The organism is Microcystis sp. 49638_E5, assembly GCF_021300285.1.
Lineage (GTDB): Bacteria > Cyanobacteriota > Cyanobacteriia > Cyanobacteriales > Microcystaceae > Microcystis > Microcystis aeruginosa_C.
On sequence record NZ_JAJTDH010000059.1, the window covers coordinates 18,476 to 36,910 of the forward strand.

Sequence of the window (18,435 nt, forward strand, 5' to 3'; positions counted from 1 at the left end):
ATTATGAATTATGAATTATGAATTATGAATTGGGAAGAATAAATAAAAATAGTCTCCTGACGACCGGCTACTGTCTCCTGTCTCCTATCTCCTATCTCCTGTCTCCTGAAATATAAAGTCTCGGTTACAAAACTGACCTCTGAGCAATTCTCACCCCACCATAGAAACAGAAGCCCGTAGGAAAATCAGCCATGAAAGAACACGATGTCGTTATAGTGGGCGGTGGGTTAGCAGGATGCCGCGCCGCCTTAGAAATCAAACGCCTCAACCCGACTATCGATGTTGCTGTCGTTGCCAAAACCCACCCAATTCGTTCCCACTCCGTCGCCGCCCAGGGAGGTATCGCCGCCGCCCTGCAAAACGTTGACCCCAAAGATAATCCCAAGGCCCACGCCTACGATACCGTCAAAGGTTCCGATTTTCTGGCTGACCAGGATGCGGTGGATATCCTCACCCAAGAAGCCCCCGAAGTTATCATCGAATTGGAACATCTAGGCGTGTTATTCTCCCGTCTCGAAGATGGACGCATTGCCCAAAGAGCCTTTGGCGGTCACAGCCATAACCGTGCCTGTTACGCCGCCGATAAAACCGGTCACGCCATGCTGCACGAATTAGTCAGCAATTTACACCGTAATCAGGTAAAAATCTACGATGAATGGTATGTTTTGCGCCTTATCCTCGAAGAAGGTACGGCCAAAGGCGTGGTTATGTACCAAATCGCCACCGGACAGTTAGAAATCCTTCGGGCAAAAGCAATTATGTTCGGGACGGGGGGCTATGGTCGCGTTTATAACACCACCTCCAACGATTTCGCCTGTACGGGGGACGGTTTAGCATTATCGGCCAAAGCGGGTATTCCCCTAGAAGACATGGAATTTGTCCAATTTCACCCCACGGGACTCTATCCCGTCGGTGTTTTAATCTCGGAAGCAGTCCGGGGTGAAGGTGCTTATTTAATCAATAGCGAAGGTCGTCGTTTTATGGAAGACTACGCCCCCTCGCGCATGGAATTAGCCCCCCGGGACATCACTTCCCGGGCCATTACCCTAGAAATTCGCGCCGGCCGGGGGGTAAATCTGGACGGTAGCGCCGGGGGTCCCTTTGTCTATCTGGATTTACGCCATTTAGGCCGGGAAAAAATTATGAGTCGCATTCCCTTCTGTTGGGAGGAGGCCCACCGTCTCGTCGGTGTCGATGCGGTAGAGGAACCGATGCCTGTACGTCCTACAGTTCACTATTGTATGGGCGGCATTCCCGTTAATACCGATGGTCGCGTTCGCTTAAGTGCCGATACGCTAACCGAAGGCTTTTTCTCCGCCGGGGAATGTTCCTGTGTCTCCGTCCACGGGGCCAATCGTTTGGGCAGTAATTCCCTGTTAGAATGTGTGGTCTATGGCAGAAGAACCGGCAAATCGATCGCTAAATACGTCGAAAAACGCGCTTTTCCCGTCTTTAATCCCGATATTTACCTTCAGGATGCTAAAGAGGAAATCACCGCTTTATTGACCAAAAAAGGCACGATTCGCATCGGTCAACTACGTCAGCAATTCCAAGACTGTATGACCCAACATTGCGGCGTTTTTCGCACCGAAGCGACCATGCGCGAGGGAATTAAACAAATCGGCGAATTAAAGCGCCAATACGAGCAGATTTACCTCGATGATAGGGGGGATTGCTGGAATACGGAACTAATCGAGGCCTGGGAATTACAAAGTCTCATGGTGGTGGGGGAAATTATCCTCACCTCTGCCCTCAATCGTCAAGAAAGCCGAGGGGCCCACTCCCGCGAAGATTTTCCCCAACGGGATGACCAAAATTTCCTTCAGCATACCCTCGCCTATTATTCCCCCTCCGGCATCGATATCGACTATATGCCCGTGGTAATTCAGGATTTCACCCCCGTGGAACGTAAGTATTAACCTCTGGTCGGACGGTAAATGTAAAGGAATATTACAAACTCCTTGGCATTTACCGAGATTTAGTTCTATACTAGATAAAGCAACGCGGGATAGAGCAGTCTGGTAGCTCGTCGGGCTCATAACCCGAAGGTCAGTGGTTCAAATCCGCTTCCCGCCATTACTTATAAAGCTAGTTTTAAATAGAGCGGAACGTGATGGGCTTCAAACAGTGCCATTTACAAAATGTTTGAAAGAAGTAGCGGGGATTGAAATCGACCAATCTTAAGTTAGAAAACGGGTTTCTCTAAGAAACCCGTTTTCTGGGTTAGATGTGGTATAACAGAAAAGTGGTTATGTCAGAGGAAAGAGATATGCCATCAATTTTTATTTGTTATTCCCACCAAGACAAAGGATGGAGAGACAGACTGTTAAAATTTCTCGAACCTCTGAATGATGAGGAAAAAATAGTCTGGTCAGATCTCGACATACAACCGGGGGATATTTGGGATGAAAAAATTAAAGACAGTTTATCACAAGTAACAATTGCGATGGTCTTGGTTAGCCAAGATCTGCTTAATTCTCGTTATGTGAAGAATGAAGAATTACCCCGTATTTTGAAAAGACGTGAAGAAGAAGGAGTCGTTATAATTCCTATATTTCTTAGACATTCTACTGTGAAAAGTGTTTCTTTTAAATACACTAATGAAGAGGGAATAGAACAAAGATTTTACTTACATCAATTTCAGTCTCCTAGCAATAATTCTCCCAGCAATCCTCTCTGTGATCTAAAGAAATCAGAATATGAAAAAGTTTTCGTATCCGTTGAGGATAAATTGCGATCGCTGATTGAAGAATCTAAAAAAAAACAGTCTGAACCCTCTAAAAAAGCGGTCCAACCCCTGACCACCTCTGGGTTAGTGGATACGCAACTCCCACCCGTGCGTAGATGGCAAGGACGACGGGAAGAATTGCAAGAACTCCAAACAGCGTTAGGGAATGACCATCTAAGGTTAATCGAGATTACCGCCGCCGGAGGTTATGGTAAAACTGCCCTGGCGAGAAAGTTTACAGATCAATTAACTGCTGATTGGCCGGTATTATGGGTTAATTTTAACCAGCCTTACCCTTTGGCACAGTTCGGACGGTGGTTATTAGAGGAGTTAAAACAAAATTATGATGAAAAATGGAATGATGGGCAATTAATAGACGCAATCAGCAAAGGGTTAACCGCTAAACCCTGTTTATTAGTGTTGAATAATTTGGAAACGGTACTAACTGCCCCAGTAAATTTGGTTTATCAGCAATTCTTGCAAAAATGGTTAAACACAGAAAGCAGCAGTAAGCTATTAGTCACCAGTCGAGAACAGCTAAAATTCCCCGTCAATTTGCAAGATTATTATTATTCTTGGCCTTTAAAAGGGTTAAAAGAAGCGGATGCGATGCGTTATGTCACCGAAGATCACGGCTTAACGGGAAGCGATGAAGAATTAGCCCAATTTGTCGATAAAATGGGAGGTCATCCCCTCTTAATGGAACTGGTTTGTAGTTTGATGAAAGATAAGTTTGGGAAAGGGGTTTCTGTCACCGAGTCGCAAAATTTGGGCTTAAATATGTTTGATGTGGAGGGTTATCACCGCGACACGGAAACCTGTGTTAGAGAAGTGATTACCGCCAGTTTAGCGCGATTATCGAAAGAGTTTAGGGAGAGTTTAACGCGGTTATCGGTATTGCGCGAGAGTTTTGATGACAGGTTAGCCCAGGGGTTAATTCCAGCAATAACTGAGGAAGATTTACGCTATTTAGCTCGTTTATCTTTATTACAAGAATTTCCCCCCGAATACAATGTAAAACGGCGACAGTTTCAGTTTTTGCCTTTAATTTCCATGGTGGTGCAAGATCAAGCAAATCCTGAAATATTGCGATCTGCCCATCAATTAGCCTTAGATTATTATTTAGCTCATTTACCTGTCCCTCCCTGGGAATCCTTGGAAGATTTGAAGGAATATTTAGAGGCGTTTTACCATGCAGGAGCATTGGGAGAATGGCAGTTAGCTTACGATATTTTGAATGAGGAAAGAGGCGGAGAAGGGAAAAATAAATCGGTTGATAGTTTTTTGGATTTACAAGGATTTTATCGTAAGCGAGCAGATTTGTATGAGGAAATTATTGCAGGGAGTCAACGGGAACAAGTTTGTTATCGCAATTCGTTAAATCGTCTGGGTATTTGTTTTTTGAACTTGGGGCAGTATGAAAAAGCGATCGCCTATCACCAGCAATCTCTCGAAATCAGTGAAGCAATGGGCGATCAGCAAGAGGTGGCAATTTCTCTCGGGAATTTAGGCAATTGTTATAATTGCTTGGGACAGTATGAAAAAGCGATCGCCTATCACCAGCAATCTCTCGAAATCAGTGAAGAAATCGGCTATCGGCAAGGGGTGGCAATTTCTCTCGGGAATTTAGGCAATTGTTATAATTGCTTGGGACAGTATGAAAAAGCGATCGCCTATCACCGGCAATGTCTCTACATCAGTAAGGAAATAGAAGATTGGCAAGGGGTGGCAAGTTCTCTCGGTAATTTAGGCAATTGTTATAAGTCCTTGGGGCAGTATGAAAAAGCAATTTTCTATCACCAGAAATGTCACGACATCAGTGAAGCAATGGACGATCGGAAAGGGGTGGCAATTTCTCTCGGGAATTTAGGCAATTGTTATTATGACCTAGGACAGTATGAAAAAGCGATCGACCTCTACCAGCAATATCACGACATCAGTGAAGAAATCAGCTTTCGGCAAGGGGTGGCAATTTCTTTCGGTAATCTAAGCAATTGTTATTCTTCCTTGGGACAGTATGAAAAAGCGATCGCCTATCACCAGCAATCTCTCAACATCAGTGAAGCAATGGGCGATCAGCAAGGGGTAGCATCTTCTCTACATACTATAGGGAGTATATTGCTCAAACTACAAAACTACAGCGAAGCCGAAAGCAAAATTCAAGCATCCTTAGTAATTTCTCAAGATATTGATTATAAATATTTAATCGCCTATAGTTTAAGAGTTCTTGCGGAAATCGCCCACAAAACTAATCGCCCTGAACTTGCCCTCAGTCATTGCCAAGAAGCGCTTGAATTATGCCAAGAATTGGGGATTCCGTTGGTTAAAAATTGTGAGGAATTGTTAGGGCAAATTCAGGCTACATTAGAGAATAATTAAGGTAAATTATTCTCTCAAAAATCAATATTTAACTGAACAAAGCTATGATAAAACTAACTTTAAACGAAGCCCACAGTCAACTTTCTGACCTCCTTAAAGCTGCCTCAAAAGGTGAACAAGTTATTATCCAGAATCATGAAGGTCAAGACTTTCAACTCATTTCTCTTCCTACTACTGTTAAACATCCCCAATATGGAAGCGCAAAAGGCATCGTTAAAATGCTTGACAATTTTGATGATCCCATCGAAGAATTTGAGGAATATATGCCATGAAAATTTTAATGGATACCCACGCCTTTTTATGGTTTATCGAAGGTGATAATAATCTTAGTGATGCTGCTCGTTCTCTGATCGAAAATAATCAATATCAAATTAGAAGGGGATTAGAAACCCAAGCAAAATGAGGAACAATTAATTATGAACATCAAAGATTATCCCTTTGCTCAAGACTTGATTACAGATAATCAAGGTCAGATACAGCAAGTTATTATTAACTTTGAAGACTATCAACAAATAATAGAAACCTATGAAGATACTGGACTCTATCGCGCCATGATAGACGTTAAAGATGAAACTCCCTTAACTTTGGAGGAAGCTTTAATTGAATTAGAAAAAGAATGAAAATCAACTATCTTCCTACTTTTATCAAGGATCTTAAAGATTTAAAAAGTACCTCCTCTTACTCAGTCATAAAAAACCTTGTCTTTACTGATATTTTAGCAGTTAAGCAGCTAAGCGAAATTAACAACCTTAAAAAATTAAAAGGAGAATATAATGCCTATCGTATCCGAATTGGTGACTATAGAATTGGTTTTTTTGTTGAAGAAGATACAATTACATTTGCTCGTGTTCTTCATCGTCGAGAATTCTATCGTTATTTCCCGTAAAATTTCGGTAGATAAAGAATCATTGAAAAGCCTTTGTCGAAATAGCCCACAAAATGAATCACTGCGATCGCGCTCTCAACTACTGCCAACAAGCGCTTGAATTATGCCAAGAATTGGGGATTACCTTGGTTAAAGATTGTGAGGAACTGTTAGGGCAAATTCAAGGAAACTTAGGAGATTCAGACAATAACTTAAAGTAAACCTGAGAAAATTTCAGTTTTTATCTATAAAAAACAATGCCTGCCAAAGATATTTTCCATGACTGTGTAAAACACGCCCTAATCAAAGACGGCTGGACAATTACCCATGACCCCCTACGGATTCGTTTAGCAAGAGGTAAAAACCTGTTTGTTGATTTGGGAGCAGAAAGACTATTAGCCGCAGAAAAGGGAACAGAAAAAATAGCCGTTGAAATTAAGAGCTTTACTCGTCCCTCTGATATGAAAGACCTTGAAGAGGCAGTTGGTTAATTTGTCGTTTATACCCATCTTTTAAAGCGTTATTATCCCGAATATAAACTATTTTTGGCTGTTAGCGAAAACACCTGCAAAACAGTATTTGAAGAAGAAGCAGGTCAAACCTTAATTGAAGATGGTATTATTCAGTTATTTAGTTTTGATCTCAACCAGGAGGTAATTGTACGATGGCTTCCTTAATTGCCCAATATCGGCAAATTATTGAAAAAACATTCCAAGATTATGCCGACTTCCTCGACACCGATCACCAAATCCAAATCGAATTAGTCCTAGATCAAACCCGCGATCGCTATTTATTGGTTGAAACAGGTTGGCAAAATGGTTATCGAATCTACGGAACCCTATTACATATTGATATTATTGATCAAAAAATTTGGATTCAACACGACGGAACTGAGGATGGTATTGCCGATGAATTAGTAGCTGCGGGAATCCCTCAAAACCAGATTATTTTAGCCTTTAAATCCCCTGAAATTAGACCCTATACAGGCTTTGCTGTCGCTTAACTTTCAAATATCATGGACAATTCTCAAAACCGCAATCGCCGCCAAATGAATCACTATTAGAAGAAGATTAGAAACTCTTGATAACCCAAGTCAGCCATGAAAATCACCTACTTTCAGGATACGGATACTCTATACCTAGAGTTCAATAACAATCCCATTGTCGAGACTCAAGAAATCAATGAAAATACCTTGGTCGATCTTGATCAGCAGGGTAATATTTGTGCAATCACCTTGGAACACGCCAAAAGCTTAACGGATCTGAATGCTTTTTCCCTAGAAACTATTGTCGCGCCGACGTGATATAATATATATGACATTTGGGCGCAGATTCCTTGTGACCCTATAATCGGACAAATTCGTTATTATCAATGACAACAACTTTAATCAATCACATTGAAATTACCCCAGAAACCTGTGGCGGTAAACCGCGCATCGCAGGTCATCGCATCAAAGTCCAAGATGTCGTTATTTGGCACGAACGCCTGGGAATGTCACCCGATGAAATTGTTTATCATTATCCCAGCATTACTTTAGCTGATGTTTACGCGGCCCTTTCTTACTATCACGATCACCTTGAAGAAATTAGACAACAAATCACAGATGATGATACCTTTGCCAAGGAAATGCAAGCTAAAACACCTTCTCTAGTCCAAGAAAAACTAAAAAAAATGAATGGGCAATAAAATTAAATTTCACCTTGATGAAAATGTAAGCTATAGCATTGCTCTTGGATTGCGCCAGCGAGGCCTTGATGTTACTACCACTCCAGAAGAAAATTTATTGGGGGTATCTGATGAAGTACAATTGCAATTTGCTTTATCCAATGGTCGCGTGATTTTTACTCAAGATACTGATTTTTTAAGAATCAATCAACTAGCACGTTGCTTCAAGTCAGAAAAATTCCCCTCTATCCGTCCCAACCTAATCGAGACTATTGCTCACTGACTAAATAACGCGATCGCCGAATCATAAAACAATGCCTGCCAAAGATATTTTCCATGATTGTGTAAAACACGCCCTAATCAAAGATGGCTGGATAGTTACCGATGATCCCTTAAGTCTTAAAATTGGCAAAAAAGACTTGTTTATTGATCTAGCAGAGGAACTGTTAACACAAATTGATACCCCCTAGTCCCCAAAAGAAGAATCTCCCCATGAGTAACCCTATTATCATTGAAACTGACTTAAAAGATATTCTCGCTAAACTTGACAATCGGTTAGAGCGAATCGAAACAAAACTAGAAGTATTACCGAAAATAGAGGCCGAAGTTTCCCAACTCAAAGAAGATGTCAAAGACTTGAAAGAAAGGGCAACGGCTCAAATATGGGCTTTGATAGTCACTGTTATCGGTGCAACTGTTGCAGCAATTATCAAATTCGGTTTTTTAACTAAAACTTAAATCATCATTAAAAACTAAGTTGGAACTAGACAAGTTCCAACCAGTAACAAAAAATTGACCTTGAAGATTAACGACGGATTGGTGCCATCGCACCGTCGGCGGCGGCGCGAAAAGGTTCCACTGCCTCGCTATAATCGATCGGTAAAATAGCCACCACGTTATCGTGAGGACGGGGAATAATTACCCAGGTTTCTAAAGCTGCCCCCTCGGTTTTATTGACGGCTTCAATGCCGGCAGCCATAGCGGTTTTTACCTCCTGTACATCCCCACGAATATTGAGGGTAAAACGGGCGCTTCCTGCCCTTAAATAACCAACAATCGTGATCCGTCCTGCTTTTACCATCGCATCGGCGGCCGCTAGAATACCGGGGAAACCTTTGGTCTCGATCGATCCCACCGCGGGTTGGGCTGTCATAAATTAACTCCTAATAACAAAAATCAGATAAGTTCAATTGATAGAATCCAATCTATTTTCCAGTCTTTAACTATAGTCTAGTTTGGGGCAAATCGCTAGGGAAATTAACTGCGAAAACGGTCTGACTTAGCCGTATGCTGCACTGGTAAAACCGCCAGTACATTTTCTGGAGGATTCGGTACGATGTAATGACTGACCACATTGCCACCAAAAGCGGTCATCGCCGCCGCTAATCCTGCCTCTACTGCCGGTTTAACCTCGGAAATCGGACCGCGAATCGCCACTAAAAATTCGCCCCTTTCCGCTAGATCAAAATAAACTAGGGTGACTCGTCCCCCTTTAACCATGGCATCCGCCGCCGCTAAAACGGGGGGAAAACCCAACGTTTGAATGACTCCGACCGCCTCGGGCATTTTTCCTGATCTCCTGCGAAAGCAACTTTACATTATACCCCGAACCTGTCTTTATATTTTCTTCTGCAAATCCCCGACCGATCGAGCCTGTTTTTTCTCTAAATACTGTTGATGGGACTGATCGGCCAGATAATAATCTCCTGCGGGTTCGATCAAAGTAACGATATCTTGCTGAAACTTTGCCGATAGTTGTAGTTGACGCTTGGAAGCAGTGGCGATTAACTTTTGTTCCGGGGTGTGATAAAAAATAATCGATCGATATTGTTCTCCCCGGTCCGGTCCTTGGCGATTTAACTGAGTCGGATCATGGATTGACCAAAAAACAGCTAATAACGCCTCGTAGCTTATTTCTTGGGGATTATATTCAATTTGTGCCACTTCCGCATGACCGGTAATTCGCGATAACACATCGAGATAACTAGGATTGGGAAAATTTCCCCCCATATAACCCACAGAAGTCGCTAAAACCCCTGGTAAACGCCGAAATGCGTCCTCGGTTTTCCAAAAACAGCCGGCCCCAAAGGTGGCTTTTTCGCCGTTATTCATTTCTCCTCACATCCTTGGCAAATTCTACAACTGCTTTTGTAATTGTCTCGCTTAAATTAGCATAAACTTTGGCAAAAGGGGGAGCTTTTTCGGTTAATCCTAGGATATCCGCCGTTACTAACACCTGACCATCACAATCTTCCCCCGCACCGATACCAATCGTCGGGATAGTCAATTTATCGGTAATAGTAGCGGCTAAATTGGCGGGAATATGTTCCAAAACCAGGGCAAATACTCCCGCTTTCTCCAAGGCTAAAGCTTCCTCGATTAGTCTTTGTGCATCCGATGGGGTTTTTCCCTGCTGACGGTATCCTAAGCGATGGACTGACTGGGGAGTTAATCCGATATGACCCATAACAGGGATGCCTATCTCGGTTAAACGGCTAATCGTCTCGATCATAGCGGGATAACCTCCCTCTAATTTTACCCCTTGTACTCCCGCTTCCTTTAACATCCTTCCGGCGGAGTGAATTGCCTGACTGACACTTTCCTGATAGCTGAGAAAAGGCAAATCACAGACAACTAAAGCTTGTTTTACCCCGCGAGACACGGCCGCTGCATGGTGAATCATCGCCTCTAGGGTGATCGGTAAAGTGGTAGGATAGCCCAAAGCGGTCATAGCTAAGGAATCACCCACCAAGATAATATCAATTCCTGCTCGATCGAGCAGTCGCGCGATCGGATAATCCCAAGCTGTGAGGGTGACAATCGCGCGTTTTTGCTGTTTCCACTCGATTAATTTGCTGGTGGTGACTGCCATTCTTTATTCACTGCGGACAGCTTCGAGGATACGGGAAAAATAGAAACGAGTGCTAGTCATACTCGTCCGTTCAATTTTAAAGCCATTTTCGTTGAGAGCGGCGACAATAGTTTTTTCCTTGTGTTGATAAGCGCGAGTGGTTTTACTCGGACCGGGGAAAAATTGACCAATTTTCTTGAGAATGGTTAATAAACAGGTTTTAGGGGCAAAACTGAGGATTAAACGGGATTGAGCTAGGGTTCCCAAGTGTTTAATCATGCCTAATGCTTCTTCTGTGGGATAGTGAATGAGAACATCAAGACAGATGACTGTGTGATATTGGCCGGTTAATGCTTCTAAATCTTGAACGGCAAAGGTGAGTTTACTGGTATCTGCTAACTCTTTGGCCGCTCTTTCCTTGGCTTCTGTCACCATTTTCTCGGAAATATCACTGGCGAAAATAGTTGCGCCCGCTTTAGCGAGGGGAATACTAAGACTACCGACTCCACAACCGGCATCACAGATCGAGAGATTAGGCAAATTGTCATCACTTTCTAACCAACCGATAACGGTATCGATCGTCTGTTGATGACCGATGCGAATATCTTTTTGTACTTTGTTAACTTCGCCATCCCCATAAATCCGGCGCCAGCGATCGAATCCCGTGGCGTTAAAATAGTCCTTGACTATGGCTTTATCGTCTAATGTGTTGGTCATAAGGAAATCTAAACGAGCGGAGATGGTTATTAGTTTATCCTACCGTGAAAGCCAGTTTTCCGACTGAATCATTCAGGGTTGCCGTTAGAACATAAGTATTATTTTGTTTCCCCGTGCTGCCAAGCATTGTCAAAGATTTGTAAATTTTTTAACCAAAATCCTTGAGGTAATGTTAGGCTGATCGCAGGAGAAAAAACACAGCTTAATAGCGATTAAATATAAGGTGAGGGTTTTAAACTTATATGATCGGTTTAAGCCCAAATACATAAAAAAATTGATTGAGATTCCCTAACCTAGTTCCGTTGTTTCCCAGAGCCTGAATTACTAGAAAAAATTTAACACCGCCAGGGCTGGAGTCCAGAAACAACGGCACTTAGAGACTGAAGTGAACTTAGGAAAATGGTTTCCCAAACCGTGAACATTTTGAGGGTGGGTAATTAACTGACTCATCTTTTGCCGAACCATCCTGAACAATTAAAGGATGGTTAGACCAGTGGTTGATGATTGAAAAATCTTCGATAAAAAGGCTGGTGGTTAAGCCATTTTTCCGCGATTGTATTAGCTAAAATATCCATTTTTTGGAGGTATTTTTTATGTCTGGACAAGCGAGTTTTCCCATCCCCAGTACCGCATCAAATGAAGAAACCACGGGGCGATATATTGTTACTTTCCAAGATGGAGCAACCCCGGAAGGAATCGCCGCCCTGCGAGATGTGGCGGGGATATCTGCCTTGCCCGATGCCCGGGACTTTGCCGATTCGGCCATGGACAGTTCAGAACTAGATGCGGCGGGAGGGGGAACCTTTCCGACTTTGGGGGTGGCAGTGGTTTCCCTGGATGACTTAGCCTTGAGCGGTGTCATGAACATAGCGGGGGAAAGTTCGGCAATTTTAGCGATCGAACCCGAACGAATTTACTATGCAATCGAGGAGGGTTTATCCTCGGAATACCTCAAGGGTTATCGCGATGCCGTCAATCATCTTTATGAACAGTCCAAGGCTAAAAAAGAGCCGGGAGATAAGGATCTCGCAGCCCTAGCCTTTCTCGATGATGCCCAATCCACTTGGGGATTAAAAGCCACGAAAGTAATCAATTCCCTTGGTCGCACTGGTCGCGGCATTAATGTGGCTGTACTAGATACGGGTATGGATTTAAAGCATCCCGACTTTTTCGGGCGATCGATCCAAAGTCAGTCTTTTGTACCAGGAGAAGCGGTGCAGGATGGTCACGGTCACGGCACTCACTGTATCGGTACCGCCTGCGGATTTAAAAATGTCAACGGTCGCCGCTACGGGGTCGCCTACGAAGCCACCATTTATGCGGGCAAAGTTCTCAGTAATGCTGGCAGTGGCTCCCAAAGTTGGATTCTCGCCGGCATGGAATGGGCGATCGCCAGTCGCTGTGCGGTGATTTCTATGTCCTTGGGCAATACAGTTCCAACTCCTTCCACTGCCTACGAAACTATCGGTCGTCGCGCTCTGCAAAATGGTTGTTTGATTATCGCGGCGGCCGGCAATCACCGGCCTGGTACTGTGGGTCAACCGGCTAATAGTCCCTCAATTATGGCCGTGGCGGCGATCAATAGTAATCTGCGATTAGCTTCTTTTTCCTGTGGTTCTGGTACTGCCCAAGGTGCTAACGTAGATATCGCCGGCCCCGGGGTGGCGATCTATTCTTCTGTACCGATGCCCCGACGTTACGACGTTTTTAACGGCACTAGCATGGCTACCCCTCATGTGGCCGGGATTGCTGCTCTCCACGCTCAAGCTTCGGGAGTGCGCGGGGCGCAACTCTGGCAGTTACTCACCTCGAAAGCCTTGCGACTGTCCATTCCCACCGTTGATGTGGGCAGTGGACTGGTCCAAGCGCCTTAGCAGTCAGTATTGAGGAGTCAGGAGTTAGGAGTTAGGAGTTAGGAGATTATTTTTATTTATTCTCCCCACTTCCCCTGCTCCCCACTTCCCCGCTCCCATCTCCTGACTCCTGCTCATCTTTTTACTTTTATTAATAGCCATGGAACAGATTATCGTGACGATCGATGAACAGCATTTAGCCGATATTCAGACAGTGGCCAATAATTTACAATTTCTGGGTATGACAGTAGATAATATCTTATCGGTTTCCGGCATTATTACCGGTTCAGCCCCTCGATCGCTGATCCCCTCTTTAAAGGCAGTGCCTGGAGTTCTCGATGTGGAGGAAGATAAGGAAATGCGGGCGATATAAGCTGTTGACTATCTAAAAAATTACTCGTTAAGACTCCAGGGGAGCGCTGGAGCTTTTTTGCTGTGTTGCCAAAGGCACGGCGTAGCCGTCCAGTAAACAGTAATCAGTGAAAAGAAAGCTCCCAACTTGCCACTTAATAGTATTGAAAACTCAAATCTGATCACTGATCACTGACTCCTGACGGTGAAGCAGTGGACCGGGAGCGATTGCAACTCTGTGGAAAAGCTTAATTTGTTTTCCGCTTCACTTTTAGTTAACCTAAATTGAATATCATGTAATCGTCCCAAGATCGATCAGTAAGGGTTCCATGTCAATTATTAACCATAGAACTAAGATCGTAGCCACGATCGGCCCTGCCAGTAATTCGCCAGAAGTCCTCAAGCAGATGATCGGTGCGGGGATGAATGTAGCGCGGCTAAACTTTTCCCACGGTAGCTACGAAGATCATGCGAGAGTTGTTACCCTTTTACGGCAAATTTCTCAAGAATTAGACAATCCTATCACTCTCCTGCAAGATTTACAAGGGCCGAAAATTCGCGTCGGTAATCTCCCCAATGGTTCCATTACCATCAACGACGGCGATTATCTCACCCTTGTACCCATGGATGAGTATCGGGGAGAAGCGAACACCGTTTCGATCGATTATCCCTATCTGGCCGAGGAAGCCAAGTTAGGTGAGCAAATTCTCCTTGATGATGGCTTATTAGAGCTAAAAATCGTTGAAATTAACGGAAAAGACCTAAAATGTCAAGTATTGGAGGGAGGAATTCTCAAGAGTCGCAAGGGAGTCAATCTACCCCGTCTCAATTTGCGCTTACCTTCCATGACCGAAAAAGACAAACAAGACCTAGAATTTGGTCTTGCTCAGGGGGTTGATTGGGTTTCCCTCAGTTTTGTTCGTAAAGGAGAAGATATCAAAGCGATTAAGGCATTTTTAGCCGAGAGAAATCATGGGGATGTGCCAGTGATAGCTAAAATTGAAAAACCGCAAGCGATCGAAAATTTGGAGTCAATTATCGAGGAATGTGACGGAATTATGGTGGCCCGGGGCGATTTGGGGGTAGAGTTAAGTCCCGAAAAAGTCCCCATGTTGCAAAAACGCATTATCAGACTCTGCAACATGAAAACTATTCCCGTCATCACTGCCACCCAGATGTTAGAAAGCATGATTCACAATCCCCGACCGACTCGGGCCGAGGCCAGTGATGTGGCTAATGCCATTATCGATGGAACCGATGCGGTGATGTTATCGGGGGAATCAGCAGTGGGAGATTTTCCCGTCAAAGCTGTGGCTATGTTGGCCAAAATCGCCCATGATGTGGAAGCGGATGTGAAGTTTGATAATGTTCCCCCCAATCAGTCCGATGAAACTCACGCTCTCAGTGAGGCTTTAGTGGCGATCGATCAAACCCTTAATCTCCGTTATATTGTCACTTTTACCACCTCTGGCTACACTTCGCTACTGGCTTCTAAGGAACGTCCCTCGGTTCCCGTCATTGCTATGACTCCCAATAAACGAGTCTATCACCGTCTCAACCTAGTCTGGGGTGTGATCCCGATTCTTCTCGATCATCAGGTGTCCGTCTTTGAGGATGTGTTAAAGCAAACCGAATCAATTCTGCTTCAGAAAAATCTAGCGCAATCGGGCGATAAAATCCTGATTATGGCGGGAATTCCCATGCAGAAAACTAAAGGAACCAATTTCCTCAAAATTCACACGATTCCCTAAGTTCTAGGATTCAGGAGTCAGGGTACAGGAGATAGGAGATAGGAGATTATTTCTATTTATTCTCCCCACACCCCACACCCCACACCCTACACCCTACACCCCACTTCCCCACACCCCACGAAAAACTTTTTGCCGCAAACCCTAGATACAGATTTTGGGCGGTGGATTGGTTGTGATAGAAATATAAATATCGATCGCTTGCTATCAATCTTGATGAAAAGAGGATATTTTCTGGCTTTTATCGGCTCAATTGCCCTTAGTTGCTTATTATCTGCGGGCATAAACCTTTTTTCATCTACTATCACCACCGTCCAAACCCAGACAATTCTAGTTTCTGCCGCCGCTAGTCTCAAAGAGGCCCTAGAAGAAATCAAGCCGGGGTTTGAAAAAGCCCATGGCAACATTAAAGTTAACTATAACTTCGGTGCGTCGGGGGCTTTGCAACAGCAAATTACACAAGGTGCGCCGGCCGATGTTTTCCTCTCGGCTGCCACTAAGCAAATGGACGCTTTAGCAAAAGCTGGTTTAATCGATACAACTACCAGAAGAAACCTGCTCACTAATCGCCTAGTTTTAATCGTTCCCAAGAATTCCGCCCTAAAAATCAGCGATTTTCGTTCCCTGACTAACAGTAATGTCAAAAGAATTGCCGTGGGTGAACCGCGCAGCGTTCCCGTCGGTCAGTACAGTGAAGAAGTTCTGAAAAATATCGGCATTTTAGAGCAAATAAAACCAAAACTGGTCTTTGCCAACTCTGTCCGTAATGTTCTCGCCGCCGTAGAAACTGGTAACGCCGATGCTGGCATTGTTTACCTCACCGATGCCAAAATTTCCGACCGGGTAAAAGTAGTGGCTACGGCTGCCAATAATCTCCATTCTCCGATTATTTATCCCATAGCTGTGATTAAAGACAGCAAAAACCCGCAAGCTGCCAAGACTTTCGCCCAATATCTCACCAGGGCAGCCGCTAAAAACATTTTTGAAAAATTCGGCTTCGGAATAGCCAGATAAACAATGCCCGACTTTTCCCCCCTATGGATATCCCTGAAAACCGCCACCATTGCCCTGATAATCATCTTTTTTCTCGGTATTGCCGCCGCTTATTGGATGTTAGGTTATCGTGGACGGTGGAAATCCCTAATCGAGGCAGTTTTCGTCGCACCCTTAATCTTGCCCCCGACGGTGCTAGGCTTCATTTTACTCCTTCTATTCGGCAAAAACGGACCATTAGGACAGTTATTAGACCTATTTAACTTTCGCATCGTTTTTACTTGGTATGCCGCCATCATCACCGCGACGGTGGTAGCTTTTCCCCTGATGTACAAAACCACCCTCGGGGCTTTTGAACAGGTGGATGCCAATCTTTTACAGGTTGCCCGCACCCTAGGGGCATCGGAAGGGAAAATATTCTGGCGCCTACTTTTGCCCCTCTCCTTCCCCGGAGTATTAGCAGGATTAACCCTAGCTTTTGCCCGCGCTTTGGGGGAATTTGGGGCGACTTTGATGTTAGCGGGTAATATTCCGGGGCAAACTCAAACTATCCCGATGGCGATTTTCTTCGCTGTGGAAGCAGGAGCGATGACTGAGGCTTGGATATGGGTGTTTATTATCATGTTAATCTCCCTATCGGGGATTATCGCCGTTAATCTCTGGCAAAGTCAACGCAAACAGCAATTAGGACGACCGGGAGAAAGCAAACCTAACGAGATGGAGGACTGGCTGCCACCCTGGGAGGGTCGCGATTTTGCCCTTTTAGCAGCTGAAAATCAGCATTATAGGGATAAAATAGGCTTATTTGTTGATATAGAGAAATATTTACCCGGTTTTAACCTCTCGGTCACTTTTAACTGCCAAAATCAGCCCCTAGGATTATTAGGGGCTTCGGGTTCGGGAAAAAGCCTGATTTTGCGATCGCTGGCTGGGGTAGAAACGCCCTCAAGGGGCCGTATTGTCTTAAATGGTCGCATTCTCTTCGATTCCGAAAAGGGAATTAATCTCCCCAGTCGTCAGCGTCGTATCGGTTTTGTGGTGCAGAATTATGCCCTTTTTCCCCATCTCACCGTAGCAGAAAATATCGCTTTTGGTCTCTCGAAAAACTTATCTAAAAAAGTTATTAAACAGCAGATTGCCAACCAATTGGAATTAGTGCAGTTACCCGGCATGGAAAACCGTTATCCCCATCAATTATCGGGGGGACAACAGCAACGGGTCGCCATCGCTCGCGCTTTAGCTAGTCATCCGGAAGCTTTATTATTAGATGAGCCTTTTTCTGCCCTTGATACCCATCTACGCGCTCAATTAGAACGTCAGATGATCAAAACTTTAAGTAATTACGATGGCGTGACAATTTTTGTTACCCATAATATGGATGAAGCTTATCGAATATGTGAGAATTTATTAGTTATGGAAAAAGGGCGGGCAATTGCTAATAATTCTAAACAGAAAATTTTTGAGCGACCAGATAGCGTTAGTTTGGCAAAAATTACTGGCTGTAAAAATTTTTCCCGTGCTATTATCATCAATAATCAACAATTGGAGGCCATTGATTGGGATGTTAAATTACACACCATCCCCGGAATTCCCGACTATTTAGCCTATACGGGAATTCGCGCCCATCAAATTATTTTTGGTCGAGATTTAAGCGATATTAATACTTTTCCCTGTTGGTTAACTAATGCCATTGAAGGACCCCATCGGGTGACTCTCTATCTGAAACTTAATCAACCCTCCAACCACGACCGCGATTTTCATATCCAAGCAGAGTTATATAAGGATAAATGGTTAGAAATTAAGGAGCAAGCTTTGCCTTGGACTGTTACTTTATCTCCCCAGCGTTTATTATTATTAAAATAAACAGAGATTTTGATGCTAAGTTGTCAAACACCCCCCTTATCAAGGGGGGCAGGGGGGATCAAATTTAACCAGTAAAAAGCCCCCCTTATCAAGGGGGGTTGGGGGGATCAAACTCAACCAGTAAAAAGCCCCCCTTATCAAGGGGGGTTGGGGGGATCAAACTCAACCAGTAAAAAGCCCCCCTTATCAAGGGGGGTTGGGGGGATCAAATTCAACCAATAAAAAGCCCCCCTCATCAAGGGGGGTTGGGGGGATCAAACCTATGCAATTAACCAATCATCTTAAATCAGTAAAAAGCCCCCCTTATCAAGGGTAGGGCTGTTTCATTCTCCCATCAGAATATCAAAAGTAAAAGCGATCACTATCAGGTAAAATGAGGAGTGACCGCCAACCTTTCAAATATATGTTGAGCTTAATAGAAA

22 protein-coding genes, 1 tRNA gene and 2 pseudogenes are annotated in these 18,435 nt (G+C 44.0%); 20 read left to right on the forward strand and 5 right to left on the reverse strand.

The window, feature by feature from the left end; translation table 11 throughout:
• Window positions 1–191 precede the first annotated feature (191 nt).
• The 15 genes and pseudogenes from LW728_RS15875 to LW728_RS15945 all read left to right on the forward strand — a co-directional run bounded on the left by LW728_RS15875 (window position 192) and on the right by LW728_RS15945 (window position 8,375).
• Window positions 192–1,919: a succinate dehydrogenase/fumarate reductase flavoprotein subunit gene (locus LW728_RS15875; protein ID WP_159296584.1), complete on the forward strand. Its 1,728-nt coding sequence runs from the start codon at window positions 192–194 to the stop codon at window positions 1,917–1,919.
• Between the two features lie 83 nt (window positions 1,920–2,002).
• A tRNA-Met gene (locus LW728_RS15880) sits at window positions 2,003–2,076 on the forward strand.
• Between the two features lie 151 nt (window positions 2,077–2,227).
• Window positions 2,228–5,107: a tetratricopeptide repeat protein gene (locus LW728_RS15885; RefSeq protein WP_287767248.1), complete on the forward strand. Its 2,880-nt coding sequence runs from the start codon at window positions 2,228–2,230 to the stop codon at window positions 5,105–5,107.
• A 44-nt stretch (window positions 5,108–5,151) separates the two neighbouring features.
• Window positions 5,152–5,379 carry a type II toxin-antitoxin system Phd/YefM family antitoxin gene (locus tag LW728_RS15890; protein ID WP_194013823.1) on the forward strand — a complete coding sequence of 76 codons (228 nt, stop codon included), beginning with the start codon at window positions 5,152–5,154 and terminating at the stop codon, window positions 5,377–5,379.
• Window positions 5,376–5,510, forward strand: coding sequence for a hypothetical protein (locus tag LW728_RS15895; protein ID WP_002753982.1), 135 nt, complete (start codon window positions 5,376–5,378; stop codon window positions 5,508–5,510). Before LW728_RS15890 ends, LW728_RS15895 begins: the two co-directional genes overlap by 4 nt.
• Window positions 5,511–5,523: 13 nt before the next feature.
• A complete protein-coding gene (locus tag LW728_RS15900) occupies window positions 5,524–5,727 on the forward strand; it encodes a RelB antitoxin-like protein (protein ID WP_002732229.1) in 204 nt (67 codons plus the stop codon).
• Window positions 5,724–5,993 (forward strand): type II toxin-antitoxin system RelE family toxin, encoded by a 270-nt coding sequence (locus LW728_RS15905; RefSeq protein WP_061432389.1) that lies wholly within the window; start codon window positions 5,724–5,726, stop codon window positions 5,991–5,993. The genes LW728_RS15900 and LW728_RS15905 overlap by 4 nt, the downstream gene beginning before the upstream one ends.
• A 53-nt stretch (window positions 5,994–6,046) precedes the next feature.
• A complete protein-coding gene (locus LW728_RS15910) occupies window positions 6,047–6,193 on the forward strand; it encodes a hypothetical protein (RefSeq protein ID WP_287667128.1) in 147 nt (48 codons plus the stop codon).
• 36 nt (window positions 6,194–6,229) lie between these two features.
• Window positions 6,230–6,649, forward strand: a pseudogene (locus LW728_RS15915) (XisH family protein).
• Window positions 6,637–6,975 carry a XisI protein gene (locus tag LW728_RS15920; RefSeq protein ID WP_002732833.1) on the forward strand — a complete coding sequence of 113 codons (339 nt, stop codon included), beginning with the start codon at window positions 6,637–6,639 and terminating at the stop codon, window positions 6,973–6,975. Before LW728_RS15915 ends, LW728_RS15920 begins: the two are co-directional and overlap by 13 nt.
• Before the next feature lie 96 nt (window positions 6,976–7,071).
• Window positions 7,072–7,275, forward strand: coding sequence for a DUF2283 domain-containing protein (locus tag LW728_RS15925; protein WP_130756855.1), 204 nt, complete (start codon window positions 7,072–7,074; stop codon window positions 7,273–7,275).
• A 68-nt stretch (window positions 7,276–7,343) separates the two neighbouring features.
• Window positions 7,344–7,658, forward strand: coding sequence for a DUF433 domain-containing protein (locus tag LW728_RS15930; protein ID WP_002753976.1), 315 nt, complete (start codon window positions 7,344–7,346; stop codon window positions 7,656–7,658).
• A complete protein-coding gene (locus tag LW728_RS15935) occupies window positions 7,648–7,920 on the forward strand; it encodes a DUF5615 family PIN-like protein (protein WP_002800850.1) in 273 nt (90 codons plus the stop codon). Before LW728_RS15930 ends, LW728_RS15935 begins: the two co-directional genes overlap by 11 nt.
• Window positions 7,921–7,951: 31 nt before the next feature.
• Window positions 7,952–8,086, forward strand: a pseudogene (locus tag LW728_RS15940) (element excision factor XisH family protein); the annotation flags it as partial.
• Between the two features lie 43 nt (window positions 8,087–8,129).
• Window positions 8,130–8,375: a hypothetical protein gene (locus LW728_RS15945; RefSeq protein ID WP_002775412.1), complete on the forward strand. Its 246-nt coding sequence runs from the start codon at window positions 8,130–8,132 to the stop codon at window positions 8,373–8,375.
• A 67-nt stretch (window positions 8,376–8,442) separates the two neighbouring features.
• On the opposite strand, the gene LW728_RS15950 is transcribed toward LW728_RS15945, so the two are convergent.
• The 5 genes from LW728_RS15950 to bchM form a co-directional block, all read right to left on the reverse strand.
• On the reverse strand, window positions 8,443–8,790 hold the full coding sequence (locus LW728_RS15950) for a carbon dioxide-concentrating mechanism protein CcmK (protein WP_002733188.1): 348 nt from the start codon (window positions 8,788–8,790) through the stop codon (window positions 8,443–8,445).
• Window positions 8,791–8,894: 104 nt separating this feature from the next.
• A complete protein-coding gene (locus LW728_RS15955) occupies window positions 8,895–9,203 on the reverse strand; it encodes a carbon dioxide-concentrating mechanism protein CcmK (protein ID WP_002782143.1) in 309 nt (102 codons plus the stop codon).
• A 51-nt stretch (window positions 9,204–9,254) separates the two neighbouring features.
• On the reverse strand, window positions 9,255–9,749 hold the full coding sequence (gene msrA / locus LW728_RS15960) for a peptide-methionine (S)-S-oxide reductase MsrA (protein WP_002800848.1): 495 nt from the start codon (window positions 9,747–9,749) through the stop codon (window positions 9,255–9,257).
• A complete protein-coding gene (gene panB / locus LW728_RS15965) occupies window positions 9,742–10,509 on the reverse strand; it encodes a 3-methyl-2-oxobutanoate hydroxymethyltransferase (protein ID WP_002734057.1) in 768 nt (255 codons plus the stop codon). Before panB ends, msrA begins: the two co-directional genes overlap by 8 nt.
• A gap of 3 nt (window positions 10,510–10,512) precedes the next feature.
• A complete protein-coding gene (gene bchM / locus LW728_RS15970) occupies window positions 10,513–11,205 on the reverse strand; it encodes a magnesium protoporphyrin IX methyltransferase (RefSeq protein WP_151695503.1) in 693 nt (230 codons plus the stop codon).
• Between the two features lie 593 nt (window positions 11,206–11,798).
• Between bchM and LW728_RS15975 the strand changes: the two genes are divergently transcribed.
• The 5 genes from LW728_RS15975 to modB all read left to right on the forward strand — a co-directional run bounded on the left by LW728_RS15975 (window position 11,799) and on the right by modB (window position 18,013).
• A complete protein-coding gene (locus LW728_RS15975) occupies window positions 11,799–13,079 on the forward strand; it encodes a S8 family serine peptidase (RefSeq protein ID WP_287767252.1) in 1,281 nt (426 codons plus the stop codon).
• 139 nt (window positions 13,080–13,218) lie between these two features.
• Window positions 13,219–13,431 carry a hypothetical protein gene (locus LW728_RS15980; RefSeq protein WP_002800842.1) on the forward strand — a complete coding sequence of 71 codons (213 nt, stop codon included), beginning with the start codon at window positions 13,219–13,221 and terminating at the stop codon, window positions 13,429–13,431.
• Between the two features lie 307 nt (window positions 13,432–13,738).
• Window positions 13,739–15,160: a pyruvate kinase gene (pyk, locus tag LW728_RS15985; protein ID WP_287767253.1), complete on the forward strand. Its 1,422-nt coding sequence runs from the start codon at window positions 13,739–13,741 to the stop codon at window positions 15,158–15,160.
• A 213-nt stretch (window positions 15,161–15,373) separates the two neighbouring features.
• Window positions 15,374–16,171, forward strand: coding sequence for a molybdate ABC transporter substrate-binding protein (gene modA / locus LW728_RS15990; protein WP_287767255.1), 798 nt, complete (start codon window positions 15,374–15,376; stop codon window positions 16,169–16,171).
• A gap of 3 nt (window positions 16,172–16,174) precedes the next feature.
• Window positions 16,175–18,013: a molybdate ABC transporter permease subunit gene (gene modB / locus LW728_RS15995; protein WP_287767254.1), complete on the forward strand. Its 1,839-nt coding sequence runs from the start codon at window positions 16,175–16,177 to the stop codon at window positions 18,011–18,013.
• The last annotated feature ends 422 nt before the right edge of the window (window positions 18,014–18,435 follow it).

Bases quoted from the DNA above. Each gene is read 5' to 3' on its own strand.
- LW728_RS15875 (WP_159296584.1), top strand. From the start codon at position 192: ATGAAAGAACACGATGTCGTTATAGTGGGCGGTGGGTTAGCAGGATGC.
- LW728_RS15885 (WP_287767248.1), top strand. From the start codon at position 2,228: ATGTGGTATAACAGAAAAGTGGTTATGTCAGAGGAAAGAGATATGCCA.
- LW728_RS15890 (WP_194013823.1), top strand. From the start codon at position 5,152: ATGATAAAACTAACTTTAAACGAAGCCCACAGTCAACTTTCTGACCTC.
- LW728_RS15895 (WP_002753982.1), top strand. From the start codon at position 5,376: ATGAAAATTTTAATGGATACCCACGCCTTTTTATGGTTTATCGAAGGT.
- LW728_RS15900 (WP_002732229.1), top strand. From the start codon at position 5,524: ATGAACATCAAAGATTATCCCTTTGCTCAAGACTTGATTACAGATAAT.
- LW728_RS15905 (WP_061432389.1), top strand. From the start codon at position 5,724: ATGAAAATCAACTATCTTCCTACTTTTATCAAGGATCTTAAAGATTTA.
- LW728_RS15910 (WP_287667128.1), top strand. From the start codon at position 6,047: ATGAATCACTGCGATCGCGCTCTCAACTACTGCCAACAAGCGCTTGAA.
- LW728_RS15920 (WP_002732833.1), top strand. From the start codon at position 6,637: ATGGCTTCCTTAATTGCCCAATATCGGCAAATTATTGAAAAAACATTC.
- LW728_RS15925 (WP_130756855.1), top strand. From the start codon at position 7,072: ATGAAAATCACCTACTTTCAGGATACGGATACTCTATACCTAGAGTTC.
- LW728_RS15930 (WP_002753976.1), top strand. From the start codon at position 7,344: ATGACAACAACTTTAATCAATCACATTGAAATTACCCCAGAAACCTGT.
- LW728_RS15935 (WP_002800850.1), top strand. From the start codon at position 7,648: ATGGGCAATAAAATTAAATTTCACCTTGATGAAAATGTAAGCTATAGC.
- LW728_RS15945 (WP_002775412.1), top strand. From the start codon at position 8,130: ATGAGTAACCCTATTATCATTGAAACTGACTTAAAAGATATTCTCGCT.
- LW728_RS15950 (WP_002733188.1), bottom strand. From the start codon at position 8,790: ATGACAGCCCAACCCGCGGTGGGATCGATCGAGACCAAAGGTTTCCCC.
- LW728_RS15955 (WP_002782143.1), bottom strand. From the start codon at position 9,203: ATGCCCGAGGCGGTCGGAGTCATTCAAACGTTGGGTTTTCCCCCCGTT.
- msrA (WP_002800848.1), bottom strand. From the start codon at position 9,749: ATGAATAACGGCGAAAAAGCCACCTTTGGGGCCGGCTGTTTTTGGAAA.
- panB (WP_002734057.1), bottom strand. From the start codon at position 10,509: ATGGCAGTCACCACCAGCAAATTAATCGAGTGGAAACAGCAAAAACGC.
- bchM (WP_151695503.1), bottom strand. From the start codon at position 11,205: ATGACCAACACATTAGACGATAAAGCCATAGTCAAGGACTATTTTAAC.
- LW728_RS15975 (WP_287767252.1), top strand. From the start codon at position 11,799: ATGTCTGGACAAGCGAGTTTTCCCATCCCCAGTACCGCATCAAATGAA.
- LW728_RS15980 (WP_002800842.1), top strand. From the start codon at position 13,219: ATGGAACAGATTATCGTGACGATCGATGAACAGCATTTAGCCGATATT.
- pyk (WP_287767253.1), top strand. From the start codon at position 13,739: ATGTCAATTATTAACCATAGAACTAAGATCGTAGCCACGATCGGCCCT.
- modA (WP_287767255.1), top strand. From the start codon at position 15,374: ATGAAAAGAGGATATTTTCTGGCTTTTATCGGCTCAATTGCCCTTAGT.
- modB (WP_287767254.1), top strand. From the start codon at position 16,175: ATGCCCGACTTTTCCCCCCTATGGATATCCCTGAAAACCGCCACCATT.